Consider the following 15,914-nt stretch of genomic DNA (forward strand, 5'->3'; position numbering starts at 1 on the left):
CGTACAAGATCCAAGCTCGTTCGGAGGTGTCGAATGGTTTTTATAAGAAAGAGGTTTGGGAAAATATTCCTAAGTAGGAACCGTATGCCATTAGAAAGGTCTAATCAGGACTTTTCGGCCAGAATATAACGCATTCCTTTCTTCTCTTCTTCCGTTTTTAAGCTAAAGCCGTATCGATCCAAAAGAATTAGGAAACGGTCGAGAGGAAGGTTTAATTTATTATACGAACTCGCCGAAAAAACCCAGGCTCCGTCCTTCCATTCTTGGAAAATATCGGTGACTTCGGTTTTCTCCTCTCCAAAACGAAGAATACAAGAAAAAATCCGATCCCTTTCCGATCTAACATTGAATCCGAGAGTATTTCCCTGTTTTCCGTAGCTCAAATCTCTATAAGCGATCGCTAATAGAGATCCGGGCCTTAGGAAGGAGGACCAGATCGAAACTAAGTTCTCCACCTCCGGGGCGGAATCCAAATGGGGGAGAGTGTCTCCCATGCAGACCAATAATTCCGGGGCCTCTCCCCGGTACAATTCCGGGTTCCTGATATCGATTGTCTTAGTACGAATCTTAGTATCCGGTTTTCGAAGGGAAATTTCGGAGAGAAGCTGATCGCTTAAGTCCAGAGCAAGAACGTCGAAACCTAACCTTTCCAAAGCCAGGGATTGCAGCCCGTTTCCAGCGCCCAGGTCCCATGCGAGCCCCTTGCCTTTCGGCGCAAGGCCCCAGGTCTGGAAGAGGTAGAATTGCTCTTCTTCTTTTTCCTTCCAATCACCTAACATCCAAGCGTATTTTTCGGAGAGAAAGGAGTCGTAATGTTCTTTGGGACTTTTCATGAATGGCGAGAATCCGATATCAAACTAACCGATAGACGAAGACTTCTTTCTCTCTTCCTTTTACTTTTACGGGAGGAAGGGATTCCGCTTCTATCGTATGCTTTACTTCTTCGAATACTGAATCCGTAAGAAGGATCTCCGATCCGAAGTCCTTGTTCAACTGCTCCACTCGGGAGGCAAGATTGACCGTATCTCCGATGATCGTGTATTCCTTTCTCTGGGAAGATCCTACGTTTCCGGTCATCGCCTCTCCGGAATGCAGCCCGATTCCGATCTTGGTTTCGGGAATTTTTCCGGATCGGTTCAACTCTCCGACTTTACGCTGGATCTCGAGCGAGGCCTTTACCGCATTTTGTACGTCTTTTCCTTCATCGGAGAGGGGAGCTCCGAAGACGGCCATGAATCCGTCACCTAAAAACTTATTTATGATTCCGTTATTTTGGTTCACGATCTCTATCATGTCTTCGAAGAGGGTGTTCAGGTATTCTATGACTTCCGTAGGGCTCTTGGACTCGGAGAATTTTGTGAAATTCCGGATGTCCAGGAACATGACGCATACGTTTTTACTTTCGGAGACTGTCTCTGACTTCTGACTCATCAGTTTGTCCACCACCGAAGGGGAAACATATTGGCCGAACATACCCACCACTTCGTTTCTCTCCTCCAGATTTCGGATGGAATTTTTGAGAACCGTCTTCATGCGCATGGACACGAGTCCTGCGACGATTCCGGAGCTGAAGAATAGTGCCGCTCGTATCCACATTTGCAATTTGGCAAAGAAGAACGTGTAGGCCTCGTCGGATCCTTGCGGGATTTCCGGCATGAATTTAAATCCGATCAGAATGAATTCTGTTCCGGCTACGACTCCTGTGAAAACCGAAAGTCCGAATTCCATTCTTAAAACCGATAATATTATGAAAATGAGAAATAGATTGCTTACCGGGGAATTGATGGGGATGACAGGATGAGGATGAAGTTGTACTAAGATCAGTAAAACGATTCCCGGCAAAGAGGTCTCTATGAGCGTGTTTCCGTATCTCGGCAATAAAGGGAGTTTTGCTCCTTTTTTTTGCAGTCGGATGAGAAGTAGTAGAAATAAAGCCTCGTAGAACGCTCCTGCAAATACGGTGGCGATGAGAATTTCGAAAGGAAAATCCATGCCGGTACTCAGGTCGAATTCCTTTTCGGCCAAGAAAAAAAGTCCCGTCCAAAGAACGCCCGCGAAGGCGAAAATCCCCAGAAGAATCTTACTGCGGATCGTTTCGCTTTGTAGGATCTCCTTCTCCAGAGTATTGGCCAGGGTATCAAAGCTTCGAAGTTTCATGTTTTTTGCGCCTTCTTATGAACGGGATGCTTCGGAAATTTCTTCGAAATCTTTGGTTTTAAGGGTCGCCTGGCAAGAGAAAAATTTCCCGATTCTTAACTAGGTTCTATCACTGAGTTTGCAATATCCTCTTTTTTTATACGGGAGTTTCCGGACTTTTTTGCGAAGGTTTCGTAGAGGAAGATTACTAACACGATTAAGTGTTCCGTCCAAAGAGCCCAATTCTTATCGGAGTAGGGAAGTTCCAGATAAGTAGAATAGGATAGGATCCAAACGGAGGATGCGGCTAAAGGCCAAATATGTTTGGAATAAACCGAAGCGGCGAGGATAGGAAGAAAATACCAAGGATGTACCGTACTAGACAACGCGTAGTAGATCCCGGAGACCCCCACCCATAGACCTGCGAGAGAAATCAAATCGTTCGATTCTTTCCGGATAGATTTTAGGTAGGAGTAGAATACGATGAATACGGAAGCCAAAAAGGAAAGCAATAATGCGGCAGAATAAGGATACCAGGTATACTTCATAGGAATCTTTGTCAGATAGTAGATTCCTCCATGATATTCGAAGAGATGGAAATAGACTCCTAAACCCTCCTTCCATTGTTTTTGTAGGATTTCCGTATCGGGATATAGGGACAGAATCCATACGGATAATGAAATGAATATTACGCTACCGGATAGGATGATAAGGATCCGGGTCCGGATCGATCTTTTTCCGATCCATCTAAAAAATAGATAAGGCAATAGCAGCAGAGGAACCAATTTTAAGAAAATCGCGGATAGGAATGAAATCCAAGCGGTTAGAATTCTCCCCTTTTGCCAAAGAAGAGCGGAGTAAAAAAGAAAGAAAACCAAAATCGGTTCCGGATGTCCGTTACCCGTTCCTTCCCATAATACGAGAGGATGTAGCCAATATTTTAAAAAAGAGTAATTTTTATTTTTTTTACGTAAGGATAGGTAAGCGAACCCTAACTCGAATAGAAATACGGTGAGTTTCCAGAAACCGATTCCGATTTTTACGGAAGAGAAAAGCTCCATAAGTGCGGACGGAATTAAGAAAAGGATTTGGAGGATCGGAGGATATACGGAGTAATAGGCACCCGAGTTCATCTTCTCGAGTAATTCTTCTCTCCAGGGGGCTTGGGATTCGAATGCAATTTCTCCCGGCAAAACGGAATAAGGAGAGCTTCCTCTTAAAACCATGCTTCCGTCCCAAAGGAATCGATATACGTCTTCGGAGAGAAATACGGGTGAGAATAGCAAAAGGACTCGGACTAGAATTCCCGCGCCTAATCCAAAACGGAATTCCGAGTCCGAATTCTGGGTCTTTAGAAATAGAAAATAGGAGCTTAGGCTTGCAAAAAAACAAAAGGCCAGAATTCCGAAATCGGCCCTACGGAATAGAAAAGGGAAGAGAATCAGCGGAATCGCCCAGAGCAACAAGAGGGTAGAAGGTACTACAAGTCCTCTGTGTTTAAGATTTTGCCCATTTGTTAAATTATACATATTGTTCAATATAGCGAAAATTTTCTTGCGAAATATGAGACTCTGTCTAAGTTAGAGAAAAGCAATTTTTGAGGAATCATGATTCGTATAGGAAATTTCCCCGACACAGTCAACGAATACGCGGCCAGAAGCGTTGCCGGCCTCGTAGTTCTCTTAAGCCTAAGCGCCTTACTCACCCAATCCGTTTGGTTAACAGCCGCACTTTTATACGGGTTTTTGGCAAGAGTGCTGTATGGTCCGAAATTCTCTCTGTTTGCCAGGCTGGCAATACATGTGATCGTCCCCGGATTGAAATTAGGATCGAGAACGGTTCCGGGGCCCCCTAAGAGATTCGCTCAGCTAGTGGGTCTCGTTTTTAGTTCCTCCGCGTTAGTCCTTCTTCTTTTCGGACAAATATTCTATTTCCAAATCGTTTTGGGCGTATTAGTATTCTTTGCGACCTTAGAGAGCGCCCTGGGCTTTTGTGCGGGATGCTTCGTTTTCGGTTATTTGATGAAATGGGGAATCATCCCGGAAGAAGTCTGCGAAAAATGTAACAATCTGACATTCGCACCGAAAAGTTGAAAGCGGGGCAATGCAAAGCAGGATAATTCGATCGCTACAAGCAATTAATTATTCTAATATTCCAAACTTTTGGTAAAATGGAGAGGGTTCTCCCTTTTGATGCGAAAACGAATCATAAAAACAATCATAGGGAGAAACCGATGTCTCAAAACAACACTTACTATCATCCGGAAGATCTGAAGAAATTCGGAAATATCGGAGAATTCGGACCGGATCTGGCCAAGAAATTTTTCGATTATTACGGATCCGTCTTTGCGGACGGAGCTCTGAGCGCAAAAGAAAAGTCTCTAATCGCTTTAGCCGTCGCACATGTGGTGCAATGTCCTTATTGCATAGACGCATATACCACGGATACTTTGGAAAAAGGCGCCACCGAAGAGCAACTCTGGGAAGCCATTCATGTAGGAGCTGCGATTCGCGGAGGAGCTAGCCTCGTTCATAGCGTCCAAGCCTTGAACAAGGTAAAAGAATTAGGGATCTAAGGATCCAATTTCGGAGTCGAAAAATATGAAGTCCCTTCTTGCACGCGGAAGTGAACTCGCTTCTTCCCCGGAGCAGTTTAGAATTCTTGCGGAATCTTCCGAAAGAAAATCTCTTCCTAGCTTCGGAGAAAAGCTCTCCGAGATCGGTTTGCTTCCTCTGAAACCTACCGGCATAGATATCCTACAAGTAAATGTGGGTAAACTCTGCAATCAAACATGCAAACATTGTCATGTGGATGCCGGGCCGGACCGTAGAGAATCCATGAGCAAGGAAATTATGCAGGAATGTCTAACCGCTCTTGCGACTCCGGGAGTGAATACCTTGGACATCACCGGGGGAGCCCCGGAGATGAACCCTAATTTTAGATGGTTCGTAGAAGAAGCTTCCAAACTCGGCAAAAAGATCATGGTCCGCTGCAATCTGACCATAGTGATGGCGGGAGAAAAATACAGGGACCTTCCCGAGTTTTTCGCGGAGCATAAGGTGGAAGTGGTATCCAGTCTTCCTTATTTCCAGAAGAGAAGGACGGATGCGCAAAGAGGGGACGGGGTATTCGATAAATCCGTTGAAGCATTAAAGAAATTGAATGCGATCGGTTATGGAATTCCCGGCTCCGGATTGGTGCTGAATTTGGTATACAATCCGGGGGGAGCCTTTCTTCCGGGAGGGCAATCCACCTTGGAGGGGGACTTCAAGAGGGAACTTCTGCAGAATTTCGGAGTGCAATTCAACTCTCTTTTTACGATCACGAATATGCCGATCAGTCGCTTTTTGGAGTTCCTACTGGAAAGCGGCAATTTGGACTCTTATCTGGAAAAGCTTGTGACTTCCTTTAATCCTGCGGCAGCTCTGGGAGTGATGTGCCGTAATACCCTAAGCGTGGGTTGGGACGGCAGTCTCTATGATTGCGATTTCAATCAGATGCTGGATATGCAGGTTGCCGGAAACGTAACTAGGATTTCCGATTTCAATAAGGCAAAACTCGAAGAGAGATCCATCCGCTTGGACCAGCATTGCTACGGTTGTACAGCTGGGGCAGGTTCCTCTTGCGGCGGGGCCATAGCGGAATAAAGGCCCATTCTATTCTTCTAAACCGTAAAAACCGGGTATTTTCTTGCCAGAATGTCCCATGGATTCCTTAATGAGATTGAAACTCAGACCTAGTCTTAAAAATAGGCCCTACAGGACCTTGGTTCTTAGGAGAAATCTCATGAAACAAAAAACGCCTTGGTTCTTATCTGTGCTATTGATCTCTGCCCTGTTACTTCCGGGCTGTGAGAAAAAAGAGGATGATAAGACCACGACCACATTAGCCTTATTCGGCATTCTTTTGGGAGGAGGGGGCGACTGCTCCGTAGCTTTTCCTGGAAAGTCCCCCGTATCCATAAACCGTACTAAGACGACTAAGGGAAGCACATCTAACGTTGTATGGGGGAGAATTCCGTTCGTAAATCACCCGATCGCCATCGTGGAAGTCTTGAACGCGACTGCGGGAAATACGGTGACTTTTACGGGAGTGGATTCCATAGATAATCCGAACGAAAGCGGGGATCAAGCTACTATCTACGAGAATACGGATTGTCCTTTGGCGACAAGTGATCTTACGAATTCCAGCCAGTTCAGTACGACCACGAGAGGAAGCGCGGGGCCTTTCGTTTATACGAATGTGACCGGAGGTTCCTATTACTTCCTGCTCTATCTTATAGGAGGAAATCCTCCGGCAGCGACGGTGCAATATTCGCCGTAAAACTAGGTTTCAAATCTCCCTTTCCTTGAAAGAAAGGGGGACGCTAGTTCTTTCCTTTTCCTTGTAGAATAGAGTCCGCCATTCCGGGTAAATCGTCCAAAGCGGAGACTTTTCCGGTGAGCTTCCAGATCTGCAAAACTCCTTCGTAACAGGCGAACACTCTTCTTGCCATAGTTTGGGGATCCGTATCTTTTTTTAGTTTTCCCTTTTGTTGGAGTTCCTTCAGGTAGCTCGTTAAAAAATCAATGGTCTTTAACGCCAATTTCCGTACTTCTTCCGAAATCGGAGCGGAGGTGGAGGCAATTTGTGCGGCAGTATTGGCCATAGGACATCCTGCGAACCCGCTATTCCTTGTCTGCCTCCTTAAGATTTGGGTCCATGCTAGAACGAAATCCTTGGGAGAATCGGAGCGCTTTTTCAATAGTTCCAAAAGCTTTAGCTGTTCTTTTCCGTAAAATTCTATATAAGCCTTTCCTAAATCGTCTTTGGATGGAAAATAATCGTAAAAACTGGCCTTGGCGGTTTTGGATTCCTGGATAATCTGATTGATTCCGGTATTTCCGTATCCTTGGGTCTGGAAGAGACGAACCGCAGTCTCTAAAATCCTGTCCTTTGGACCTTTTTCCGGGCTTGACATTTTGTTCCTTTTAGGATCGAATAGCAGACAGACTTGTCTGTTCGTATCCTATGCGTTTAGGAAATACGAAACGGAATTAAAAGCAAGCCCTATTTACGGAGGTGGGTATGTCGTCCTTATCCTCGGAGACTGAATTCGTCGATATTTCGGGAGTCGCTAAGACTGTGGAGGAGGCCGTGAGAACCAGGCATAGCGTTCGGGATTATCTTTCCAAACCGATCGAGCCGGGTGTTTTGCAGGAACTCTTTTCTAATGCGCTTCGTTCCCCTAGTTGGAAGAATAGCCAACCTTGGAAGGTGCATGTTCTTTCGGGAGAAAAAAAGGATCGTATGGCGAGGCTACTCGTGGAAAGGGCCAAGCAATCCGAGGCTCCGGTGCCGGATACGATTTGGCCGAGCGGTTTTCCTTCCGAAGCCAAAAAGAGAATGTTCGATCTAGGGATGAAAATCTACGGAGTTGCGGGGATAGAAAGGAAGGATAAGGAAGCGAGGGACGCCTTTATGCTCCGCAATTTCGAATTTTTCGGAGCTCCCACGGCGGTCTTTATCACTACGGAATTCGATCTGAATTTCTATATCGCCTTGGATATAGGCTGTTTTTTGAACACCGTCATGCTTCTCGCCAGAGGATACGGATTGGGTTCCGTACCTCAGGCCGCCTTGTCCGCCTTTCCTGATATCGTTCGAGGAGAATTGGGGCTGCCCGAATCGGAAAAAGTGGTCTGCGGTTTGAGTCTGGGTTATCCGAAACGGGACTCCGATCTGAATTCCTTTCATACTCCCAGGGAAAAGGCCTCCGATCTGATTAAATTCTACGAATAAATCCTGTTACCCTGAGAGAAGGATTAGGTTTTTATAAATCTCTTTCTCTTCCAGGGGACGGTTCGAATCTTAACGCCTTTTTAACGCTTTAGACCCGGTTCTTAATTCTCCTAACGATTGACGAATCCCGGAAAACGGGTTAGGTTTTTCCTATTCGATCGGATCTCGAAAGAGATCCGTCGAGGAGGAAACTTGCCTTTTTCATTCTTAGCCTGCTTGGTTTTCGCGATTTGCGGTTATCTTACCTTTGCCATTCTTCGGCCGGAGAAATTTTAGGAATTCTGCATGAACGGAAACGACGCCATTTTTTACTTCCTATTCTTCGCGGCTTTATTTCTCGTTTCCCCTTGGTTGGGTATCTATTTGGCGAGAGTCATGGAAGGGGATATCCCTCGATTTATTCGGCCTATGCGCAGGTTGGAAAATCTGGTCCATAGAATTGCCGGAACGGACGAAAGAAAGGATTCCGATCTTAAGGAATATATAATAGATGTTCTAATCTTCAATCTTCTCTGTCTCGCGATCGTGACCCTCGGCCTACGATTCCAGGGACTCCTTCCCGGAAATCCAGAAGGAAAAGCGGATCTTCCCTGGGATCTGGCATGGAATACCGCAGTCAGCTTCGTAACCAATACGAATTGGCAGGCCTATTCGGGGGAGGTCTCCTTATCCTATACAAGTCAGATGCTTTTATTGGGCGTTCAAAATTTCGTAAGTGCGGGAGTAGGGATCGCGGTTCTCGTCGCGATGGTCCGAGGAATCGCGTCTAGGCCGGGAGAGAATCGCGGCTTAGGAAATTTTTATACCGATCTGACTCGGTCGATTCTTTATATTCTAATACCGCTTTCCGTGATAGCGGCCTTGGTACTTGTGTCCCAAGGAGTGGTCATGGATTTTTCTCCCTATGTAAATTCCGTCGGACTGGATGGAGTTCCTACTAAGATTCCTTTGGGACCTGCCGCTTCGCAAGTAGCGATCAAACAATTAGGAACGAACGGAGGAGGGTTCTTCGGGACCAATTCCGCTCATCCTTTCGAAAATCCGACCTCGTTTTCCAACTGGGTGGAATGTCTGCTGATTCTTCTTTTACCCGCCTCTATGCCTTTCGCCTACGGTAGATGGGTGAGGTCCTGGAAGTCCGGTCTTTCCATCTTTTTGGGAATGACGATACTATTCTTCATAGGCCTGTCATTGGCTTTATATTTTGAAGGCAATTTCTCCGGGCATTGGGAAGGGAAGGAACTTCGATTCGGAACTGCGCAAAGTATCTTATGGGGAATGGCGACGACGGCGGCGTCTAACGGATCGGTGAACGCCATGCATGATAGTTTGTCTCCTCTTGCTGGAGGAGCCGCGCTTTGGAATATACTCTTGGGCGAGGTGGTTTTCGGAGGAGTTGGAGTGGGACTCATCGGAATGTTATTCTATGTGCTTCTCACCGTATTTATTGCAGGACTCATGGTGGGAAGGACCCCCGAATATTTCGGTAAAAAAATAGAGGCAAGGGAGGTTAAGTTTGCCCTTTTGGGAATCCTCGCTCCCGGTCTGAGTATCTTGGTTTTTACCGCGATCGCGCTCGGCTACCAGGAGGCTCTCGCTTCCCGCTCGAATCTGGGCCCTCACGGACTTACGGAAATTTTATACGCGTTCGCTTCCGGTGCGGGAAACAACGGGTCCGCGTTCGGAGGCCTGAACGTGAATACCGTATTTTATAATATTTCGATTTCCGCATGTATGTTAGTCGGAAGATTTGCCGTGATTCTCCCCGCGTTGGGGCTCGGAGCTTCTCTTTCGGGCAAGAAGGTCGCTCCCAAGGGAGAAGGTACATTCTCCACGGAAAGCCCCATGTTCGTGTTTCTACTTCTTTCCATTTTGGTGTTGGTCGGAGCCTTGACTTTTCTCCCCTTTCTATTATTGGGGCCCGGAACGGAGCATATCCTCTTGGAACAAGGAATTCGATTTTAAGGAACTCATTTTATGAAGAAAAATAAGAACGCTTCTTTTTTCCAGGATCCTAAGTTCGTAGGTAAGGCGATTTTGGATTCTATTCGCAAGTTGGATCCACGTTCGCAATGGAAGAATCCTGTAATGTTCATCGTCTACCTGGGCGGGATAGTGAGTATATTCGATTTATTTTATGAATCTAAATTCGACGCTTTTTCTTTACAGATTTGTTTTTGGCTTTGGGTGACCGTTCTTTTCGCGAATTTTGCGGAAGCATTAGCGGAGGGCAGAGGCAAGGCCAGGGCGGAGTCCTTACGTAAGACTAGAAGGGAAGCCCAGGCGAATAAGATGGTCGGAAATTCCATCGTAATAATTCCTTCCGCCGATCTAAGAGCCGGAGACAAAGTAGTTTGCCAGGCGGGAGAATTGATACCAGGGGACGGAGAGGTGATAGAAGGGATAGCGTCCGTGGACGAATCCGCAATTACGGGAGAATCCGCGCCGGTGATCCGGGAGTCGGGAGGGGACCGTTCCGCTGTGACCGGAGGAACGAAGGTCTTGAGCGACCGAATCGTAATTCAGATTACCACGGATCCTGGAAAAACCTTCTTAGATAAAATGATCTCTCTAGTGGAAGGAGCCTCGAGACAAAAAACGCCGAATGAGATCGCTTTGTCCATTTTACTGTCGGCACTTTCTTTGGTTTTTATCGTTGCCGTCGCTTCTTTGGTCCCCGCAGTTCTATATAGCCGTAACGAGGGAGGCGGGAGCCTCGGGCTGGCCGGGTCCTTCTCCGCGTTAGTCGGTCTTTTGGTTTGTCTGATCCCTACAACGATCGGAGGTTTATTGTCCGCGATCGGGATCAGCGGTATGGATAGATTGATGAGAAGGAACGTGATCGCAAAGTCGGGGAGAGCCATCGAGGCGGCGGGAGATATAGACGTTCTTCTTTTGGATAAGACCGGGACCATCACCCTCGGAAACAGGATGGCGACCCGTTTTATTCCCGTATCCGGAGTGACGGAGCAAAAGCTTGCGGATGCGGCTCAGCTTGCCTCTCTCTCCGACGAAACTCCGGAAGGAAGATCGATCGTAGTATTGGCCAAGGAAAGATTCGGTCTGAGAGGTAGGAGCTTATCGGATCTGGGCGGAAAATTCGTACCTTTCACCGCAAAGACTAAAATGAGCGGGGTGGACTTCGAGACCAATAAAGAAGGAGTAGTGCGACTCCCGATCCGAAAAGGAGCCATGGAATCGATTCGGAATTATATCCAAGGTCTAGGTGGGGAATTTCCGGATGAGGTATTGGGAGTCGTAGAAGAAATCGGAAGGGAAGGGGGGACTCCGTTAGTCGTAACTGAAGGACGTGAAATTCTGGGAGTGGTTCATCTAAAGGATATAGTAAAAGGCGGAATCCGTGAGAGATTTGCGAGACTGAGGCAGATGGGAATCCGAACGGTAATGATCACGGGCGATAATCCTTTAACCGCCGCTGCCATCGCTGCCGAAGCGGGAGTGGATGATTTCATCGCGGAGGCCACTCCGGAAACCAAATTGAAACGTATCCGGGAGGAACAGTCGGGAGGAAAGCTCGTCGCGATGATAGGAGACGGAACGAACGATGCTCCCGCACTGGCTCAGGCAGACGTGGGAGTAGCCATGAATACCGGGACGCAAACCGCGAGAGAAGCGGGAAATATGATCGATTTGGATAGTAATCCGACTAAGCTCATCGAGATCGTGGAGATAGGAAAACAACTTCTAATGACCCGAGGGTCTCTCACCACATTCAGTATCGCGAACGACGTCTCCAAATATTTCGTGATTCTTCCCGCTATGTTCGCGGGATTGTATCCTATCTTCGGAAAAGGGGCATTATCGATTTTGAATATACTCGGATTCGGAAGTCCCGAATCCGCCATCTTGAGTGCGGTGATTTTTAACGCGCTCATTTTGGTTCTTCTCGTTCCATTGGCTTTGAAAGGCGTGGAATACAGGCCTATGGGGGCGGATTCAGTTTTGGCGAGAAACGTCTTCATCTACGGTTTCGGAGGACTTATTCTTCCCTTTTTCGGAATCAAGCTGATAGACATTCTATTGAATTTGGCAAAAGGAGTTTTGGTATGATTCGGGGATTACGACATTTGATTCTATGGACTTTTCTTTGCGGGATTTTATATCCGATTTTGGTATTCGGAACCGCGAGGATCGCTTTTGCGAAAGAGAGCTCCGGTTCTCTCCTGCGAAAAGGAGATTCGGTTTTAGGATCCGAGTTGCTCGCCCAGAAATTCGATTCTTCTAAATATTTTCGCTCTCGTCCTTCCGCCTCCGAATACAGGAGTGATTCCGGCTCCGGATCGAATCTGGGACCCTCCAATAAAAGTCTGGAAAAAACCGTCCAGGAAAGAAGGTCGGAGTGGCTCTCAAGAGGCGGAGGGGAAAATGTTCCTACGGAACTTCTCCACTCTTCCGGGAGCGGATTGGATCCTCATCTAAGTCCGGAAGCCGTCCGTTATCAGATACCTATCGTGGCAAAAGCGAGAGAGATAGGGATAGATGAATTGGAAAGAACGGTCCAAGAATCGATAGAAGGGCCGCAGTGGGGAATTTTCGGTCCTAGAAAAATAAACGTTCTCAAGTTGAATCTTAAGCTGGATTTTCGCGGGAGTATTTGAAGAATAGGAAGGGCCGGGTCGTTTAAGCTGTGGGAAGTTCGGAAGAGGATCGTTTGGATCCCGATAAGCTGCTCTCTAGGATCGAAAACGGGAGAAAAAGCAAAGGAAGACTGAAGATCTTTTTCGGGATGGCCGCAGGCGTAGGCAAGACCTTCGAAATGCTCCGAGACGCCCAAAAGGCAAAGACGGACGGAAGAGACGTCGTTATAGGTTATTTAGAAACTCATAATAGAAAAGAAACCGAAGCGCAAGCGGAAGGGATTCCCGCGATTCCTCGTAGGAAGATCCGATACAAGGATCTGGAATTCGAGGAGATGGATTTGGACGCGGTTCTGGAGAGAAGGCCCGATCTGGTTCTTGTGGACGAACTCGCTCATACCAATATTCCCGGTTCCCGCCATCCTAAGCGTTACCAGGACGTACTGGAGATTTTAGAGAACGGGATTCATGTTTATTCCACCTTGAACGTACAGCATTTGGAAAGTCGTGCCGGGATCGTGGAGGAAATCTCCAAGGCGCCGGTACTAGAGAGGGTTCCTGATTCGATATTGGAACTCGCCGACGAAGTGGAACTGGTGGATCTGGTTCCCGACGATCTAGTAAAGAGATTGAAGGAGGGAAAAATCTATCCGGAAGACAAGGTTCCCCAAGCCTTGCACTCTTTCTTTAAGATTTCGAATCTAACCGCTCTTCGCGAGCTTTCCTTAAGTTATACCTCCAAATTAGTGGACCGAGAACTGGACCGTTTGGAACCTACCAAGGATTCCAAACTTGCCGAAAAGATTTTAGTCGCCGTAACCGCCTCTAAAAACGGGGCTGATCTTATACGTTATGCGAAGCGGATCGCCTTCGGATGGAAGACTCCCTGGGTAGTGGTCTATGTGGACGAGGGAAAACAATTATCCGAAGATGAGAGAAAAATCCTGGGAGAGAATCTTCAGTTGGCCCGGGAACTCGGAGGAGAAATCGTAAATATAGTGGAGAGGGATTCCGTCAGAGGAATCCTGAGGGCGGCGGATAGAACCAAGGCGACGCACGTGGTCGTTGGAAAAAGCCGAAGAACTCGATGGAGTTGGTTCCTTCGGGGCGGTTCTATCGTGGATAAGCTCAGTCGGGAATCCGGAGATTTTCAGATCATCCTTGCGCCGGGTATTATCCAAGAAGAGGCTAAGAAAGGAAGGAATCGATTTTGGAACGGACCGCGCTCCGGACCGACACAGTACTTTTTCTCTTTCCTCTCGCTTTTAGCTCTTACTTCCTTTAATCTTTTTCTGGATATTTTTACCGGATACTGGTCCATAGGATTAGTATATTTATTTTTTATCATGTTCTTGTCCTTGTTCGTGGGTAGGGGACCGGTATTGGTCACTTCCTCGTTGAGCGCAATTTTCTGGAATTTTTTGTTCATTCCTCCTAGGTTCACTTTTTATATCGAGAAGTTGGAAGATTGGATGATGTTCGGAACCTATTTCCTTCTCGCGGTCGTATTAGGAGCCTTGACCACTAAACTCAGAGATAGGGAAAGTGCGCTTAGAAAAGGGGAGGAAGCCTTATCCTCCTTATACGGACTTTCCGTCGCACTTTCGAACGCCGGAACATTGGACGAAATTGCTTCCATAGCGATCGACAAGATCGGTCCCGTCTTCGGATCCAAGGTGCTTTTGGTTCTCGTCGACGAAGAGGGATTCTTAGGAAGGAGTCCCCACGCTAAAAGCGAATTCCTTCCGGATCAGAGAGAAATGGCTCTGGCTGGATGGACATTCCAGAATCGTAAACCTTCCGGAAAGTTTACGGATACGGTTCCTCTATCCCAAGGGATTTATCTGCCCCTGATAGCTTCGGGAAGTTGTTTCGGAGTATTCGGCTTGGATCGGGATGGAAAGGAAGCATTCGATTTAGAGGAGGATGCCTTACTCCATTCTATGCTGAATCAAGTCTCCTTGTCTTTGGAAAGAGTGCAGCTCCTGGGGGTTCGGGAATCCGCTCGCATGGCGGAAGAATCGGAAAGATTCTATTCTGCATTATTTAATTCCGTGAGTCATGATTTCAGAACTCCTTTGACGGTGATCCGAGGCTCCCTGGATCTTCTGGAATTTTCTAAAGACGAAGAGAAGAAGGTGACGCTATTCTCCGAGATCAGAACCGCATATAGAAAATTGGATCGATTGGTATCCGATCTACTCGATATGTCCAGACTGGAATCTGGGAGATTGAAATTGGATCTGCAGTGGGAGGATCCGACCGATCTGATAGAGGATGCGATCCGAGAGACGGAAGAGGAGAAAGGAGATCATATTCTTTCTAGGCAAACGGATGAGAATATGCCCTTAGTAAGAATGGATCGAAGGCTTATGACCCAGGTACTTATTCATCTCATCCAAAATTCTTTCCAACATGCGGGCTCGAAAGCGGAAGTTAGAGTGAGGGCCACCGTTCCCAAAGATCATCTCCTACTGGTGGTGGAGGATAACGGTGTGGGAATTCCAAAAGGCCAGGAATCGAAGATCTTCGAGAAGTTCACAAAAGGGGACGCGACCGCTTCCGGGACGGGGCTCGGGCTTTCCATCTGCAAGGGACTCGTGGAATCCCAGGGCGGAAAGATCTGGGCGGAGAATCTGCCGGAAGGAGGAGTGCGTTTTTCCATTCGACTTCCGGTTTTGACCTTCCCTCCTCTGGAGCAGGAAATTGTCTAATCCAGTATTACTGATCATAGACGACGAGGTCCAAATCCGACGCCTTTTGCGCATGGCGTGCGAAGAAGAAGGTTATAAGGTCGAGGAGGCCATATCGGCCGAGGACGCATTAGAAAAAATTTATGTTGTTCGTCCGGACGCGGTTTTATTGGATTTGGGACTACCCGGAAAGGGCGGAGAGGAATTTCTCTCACAGCTCAGGGAATCAGGTTCCAAGATACCGATTCTCGTACTCAGCGTGAAGAATTCGGAAAAGGATAAGATCCGACTTTTGGACGCCGGCGCGGACGATTATCTTTCCAAGCCTTTCGGAGTGGGGGAGTTGCTGGCTAGGATTCGGGTGATGTTACGCCATTCTACTCCGGAAAAGACGGACGTAAGAGTAAGGCTTGGTCCTCTGGAAATGGATTTCTCCACTCGCAAAGTAATTAAGAACGGAGAGGAAATCCGTCTGACTCCTACGGAATATTCTTTTCTGAAATTGTTAGCATCTTATCCCGGAAAGATCGTGACTCAGGCACAGATCCTGAAGGAACTCTGGGGGCCGGATCAGTTCAGTGATCCAGGATATCTAAGAGTATACGTGAATCAGATACGTAAGAAAATAGAAACGAATCCCGCAAAGCCGGAGATTCTGATCACGGAACCGGGTGTGGGTTATTTTTTAAAAGAGGACTAAAGTTCG

The 15,914-nt window shown here is 47.1% G+C and carries 15 protein-coding genes; 11 read left to right on the plus strand and 4 right to left on the minus strand.

Annotated features, from left to right (window positions below; translation table 11 throughout):
* Positions 1–104 precede the first annotated feature (104 nt).
* The 3 genes from LEP1GSC061_RS05880 to LEP1GSC061_RS05890 form a co-directional block, all read right to left on the minus strand.
* Positions 105–833, minus strand: coding sequence for a class I SAM-dependent methyltransferase (locus tag LEP1GSC061_RS05880; protein WP_016544650.1), 729 nt, complete (start codon positions 831–833; stop codon positions 105–107).
* A 19-nt stretch (positions 834–852) separates the two neighbouring features.
* Positions 853–2,157 (minus strand): adenylate/guanylate cyclase domain-containing protein, encoded by a 1,305-nt coding sequence (locus LEP1GSC061_RS05885; RefSeq protein ID WP_016544306.1) that lies wholly within the window; start codon positions 2,155–2,157, stop codon positions 853–855.
* Positions 2,158–2,252: 95 nt separating this feature from the next.
* Positions 2,253–3,665, minus strand: coding sequence for a hypothetical protein (locus tag LEP1GSC061_RS05890; RefSeq protein WP_084680467.1), 1,413 nt, complete (start codon positions 3,663–3,665; stop codon positions 2,253–2,255).
* 78 nt (positions 3,666–3,743) lie between these two features.
* Between LEP1GSC061_RS05890 and LEP1GSC061_RS05895 the strand changes: the two genes are divergently transcribed.
* The 4 genes from LEP1GSC061_RS05895 to LEP1GSC061_RS05910 all read left to right on the plus strand — a co-directional run bounded on the left by LEP1GSC061_RS05895 (position 3,744) and on the right by LEP1GSC061_RS05910 (position 6,459).
* Complete coding sequence (locus tag LEP1GSC061_RS05895; RefSeq protein WP_016544603.1) at positions 3,744–4,229, plus strand: DUF4395 domain-containing protein; 486 nt, start codon at positions 3,744–3,746, stop codon at positions 4,227–4,229.
* A 140-nt stretch (positions 4,230–4,369) separates the two neighbouring features.
* Positions 4,370–4,711, plus strand: a complete 342-nt coding sequence (locus LEP1GSC061_RS05900) for an arsenosugar biosynthesis-associated peroxidase-like protein (protein ID WP_040508094.1) — start codon at positions 4,370–4,372, stop codon at positions 4,709–4,711.
* Positions 4,712–4,736: 25 nt separating this feature from the next.
* A complete protein-coding gene (gene arsS / locus LEP1GSC061_RS05905) occupies positions 4,737–5,783 on the plus strand; it encodes an arsenosugar biosynthesis radical SAM (seleno)protein ArsS (protein WP_016544707.1) in 1,047 nt (348 codons plus the stop codon).
* 139 nt (positions 5,784–5,922) lie between these two features.
* A complete protein-coding gene (locus tag LEP1GSC061_RS05910) occupies positions 5,923–6,459 on the plus strand; it encodes an LIC20153 family lipoprotein (protein WP_016544804.1) in 537 nt (178 codons plus the stop codon).
* Positions 6,460–6,502: 43 nt separating this feature from the next.
* Here LEP1GSC061_RS05910 and LEP1GSC061_RS05915 read toward each other — a convergent pair whose 3' ends face one another.
* On the minus strand, positions 6,503–7,096 hold the full coding sequence (locus tag LEP1GSC061_RS05915) for a TetR/AcrR family transcriptional regulator (RefSeq protein ID WP_016545075.1): 594 nt from the start codon (positions 7,094–7,096) through the stop codon (positions 6,503–6,505).
* A gap of 107 nt (positions 7,097–7,203) precedes the next feature.
* Here LEP1GSC061_RS05915 and LEP1GSC061_RS05920 point away from each other — a divergent pair, with 107 nt between their 5' ends.
* From LEP1GSC061_RS05920 to LEP1GSC061_RS05945, 7 genes are all read left to right on the plus strand, one after another.
* Positions 7,204–7,917: a nitroreductase gene (locus LEP1GSC061_RS05920; protein ID WP_016545080.1), complete on the plus strand. Its 714-nt coding sequence runs from the start codon at positions 7,204–7,206 to the stop codon at positions 7,915–7,917.
* A 216-nt stretch (positions 7,918–8,133) separates the two neighbouring features.
* A complete protein-coding gene (locus tag LEP1GSC061_RS22095; protein WP_415751827.1) occupies positions 8,134–8,193 on the plus strand; it encodes a potassium-transporting ATPase subunit F in 60 nt (19 codons plus the stop codon).
* A gap of 9 nt (positions 8,194–8,202) precedes the next feature.
* Positions 8,203–9,882: a potassium-transporting ATPase subunit KdpA gene (gene kdpA, locus LEP1GSC061_RS05925; protein WP_016544780.1), complete on the plus strand. Its 1,680-nt coding sequence runs from the start codon at positions 8,203–8,205 to the stop codon at positions 9,880–9,882.
* A gap of 12 nt (positions 9,883–9,894) precedes the next feature.
* Positions 9,895–11,988, plus strand: coding sequence for a potassium-transporting ATPase subunit KdpB (gene kdpB, locus LEP1GSC061_RS05930; RefSeq protein WP_016544918.1), 2,094 nt, complete (start codon positions 9,895–9,897; stop codon positions 11,986–11,988).
* Entirely contained in the window at positions 11,985–12,536 is a 552-nt protein-coding gene (kdpC, locus tag LEP1GSC061_RS05935) for a potassium-transporting ATPase subunit KdpC (RefSeq protein WP_016544628.1), read from the plus strand. Before kdpB ends, kdpC begins: the two co-directional genes overlap by 4 nt.
* 53 nt (positions 12,537–12,589) lie before the next feature.
* The gene (locus LEP1GSC061_RS05940) at positions 12,590–15,229 is read left to right on the plus strand and encodes a sensor histidine kinase (protein ID WP_232218370.1); all 2,640 of its coding nucleotides are present in this window, start codon (positions 12,590–12,592) and stop codon (positions 15,227–15,229) included.
* Complete coding sequence (locus tag LEP1GSC061_RS05945; protein WP_016544423.1) at positions 15,222–15,908, plus strand: response regulator; 687 nt, start codon at positions 15,222–15,224, stop codon at positions 15,906–15,908. Before LEP1GSC061_RS05940 ends, LEP1GSC061_RS05945 begins: the two co-directional genes overlap by 8 nt.
* Positions 15,909–15,914 lie beyond the last annotated feature (6 nt).

Source organism: Leptospira wolffii serovar Khorat str. Khorat-H2 (assembly GCF_000306115.2).
Classification (GTDB): domain Bacteria; phylum Spirochaetota; class Leptospiria; order Leptospirales; family Leptospiraceae; genus Leptospira_B; species Leptospira_B wolffii.

Coding starts and splice junctions, on each gene's coding strand:
- LEP1GSC061_RS05880 (WP_016544650.1), bottom strand. CDS start 833: ATGAAAAGTCCCAAAGAACATTACGACTCCTTTCTCTCCGAAAAATAC.
- LEP1GSC061_RS05885 (WP_016544306.1), bottom strand. CDS start 2,157: ATGAAACTTCGAAGCTTTGATACCCTGGCCAATACTCTGGAGAAGGAG.
- LEP1GSC061_RS05890 (WP_084680467.1), bottom strand. CDS start 3,665: ATGTATAATTTAACAAATGGGCAAAATCTTAAACACAGAGGACTTGTA.
- LEP1GSC061_RS05895 (WP_016544603.1), top strand. CDS start 3,744: ATGATTCGTATAGGAAATTTCCCCGACACAGTCAACGAATACGCGGCC.
- LEP1GSC061_RS05900 (WP_040508094.1), top strand. CDS start 4,370: ATGTCTCAAAACAACACTTACTATCATCCGGAAGATCTGAAGAAATTC.
- arsS (WP_016544707.1), top strand. CDS start 4,737: ATGAAGTCCCTTCTTGCACGCGGAAGTGAACTCGCTTCTTCCCCGGAG.
- LEP1GSC061_RS05910 (WP_016544804.1), top strand. CDS start 5,923: ATGAAACAAAAAACGCCTTGGTTCTTATCTGTGCTATTGATCTCTGCC.
- LEP1GSC061_RS05915 (WP_016545075.1), bottom strand. CDS start 7,096: ATGTCAAGCCCGGAAAAAGGTCCAAAGGACAGGATTTTAGAGACTGCG.
- LEP1GSC061_RS05920 (WP_016545080.1), top strand. CDS start 7,204: ATGTCGTCCTTATCCTCGGAGACTGAATTCGTCGATATTTCGGGAGTC.
- kdpA (WP_016544780.1), top strand. CDS start 8,203: ATGAACGGAAACGACGCCATTTTTTACTTCCTATTCTTCGCGGCTTTA.
- kdpB (WP_016544918.1), top strand. CDS start 9,895: ATGAAGAAAAATAAGAACGCTTCTTTTTTCCAGGATCCTAAGTTCGTA.
- kdpC (WP_016544628.1), top strand. CDS start 11,985: ATGATTCGGGGATTACGACATTTGATTCTATGGACTTTTCTTTGCGGG.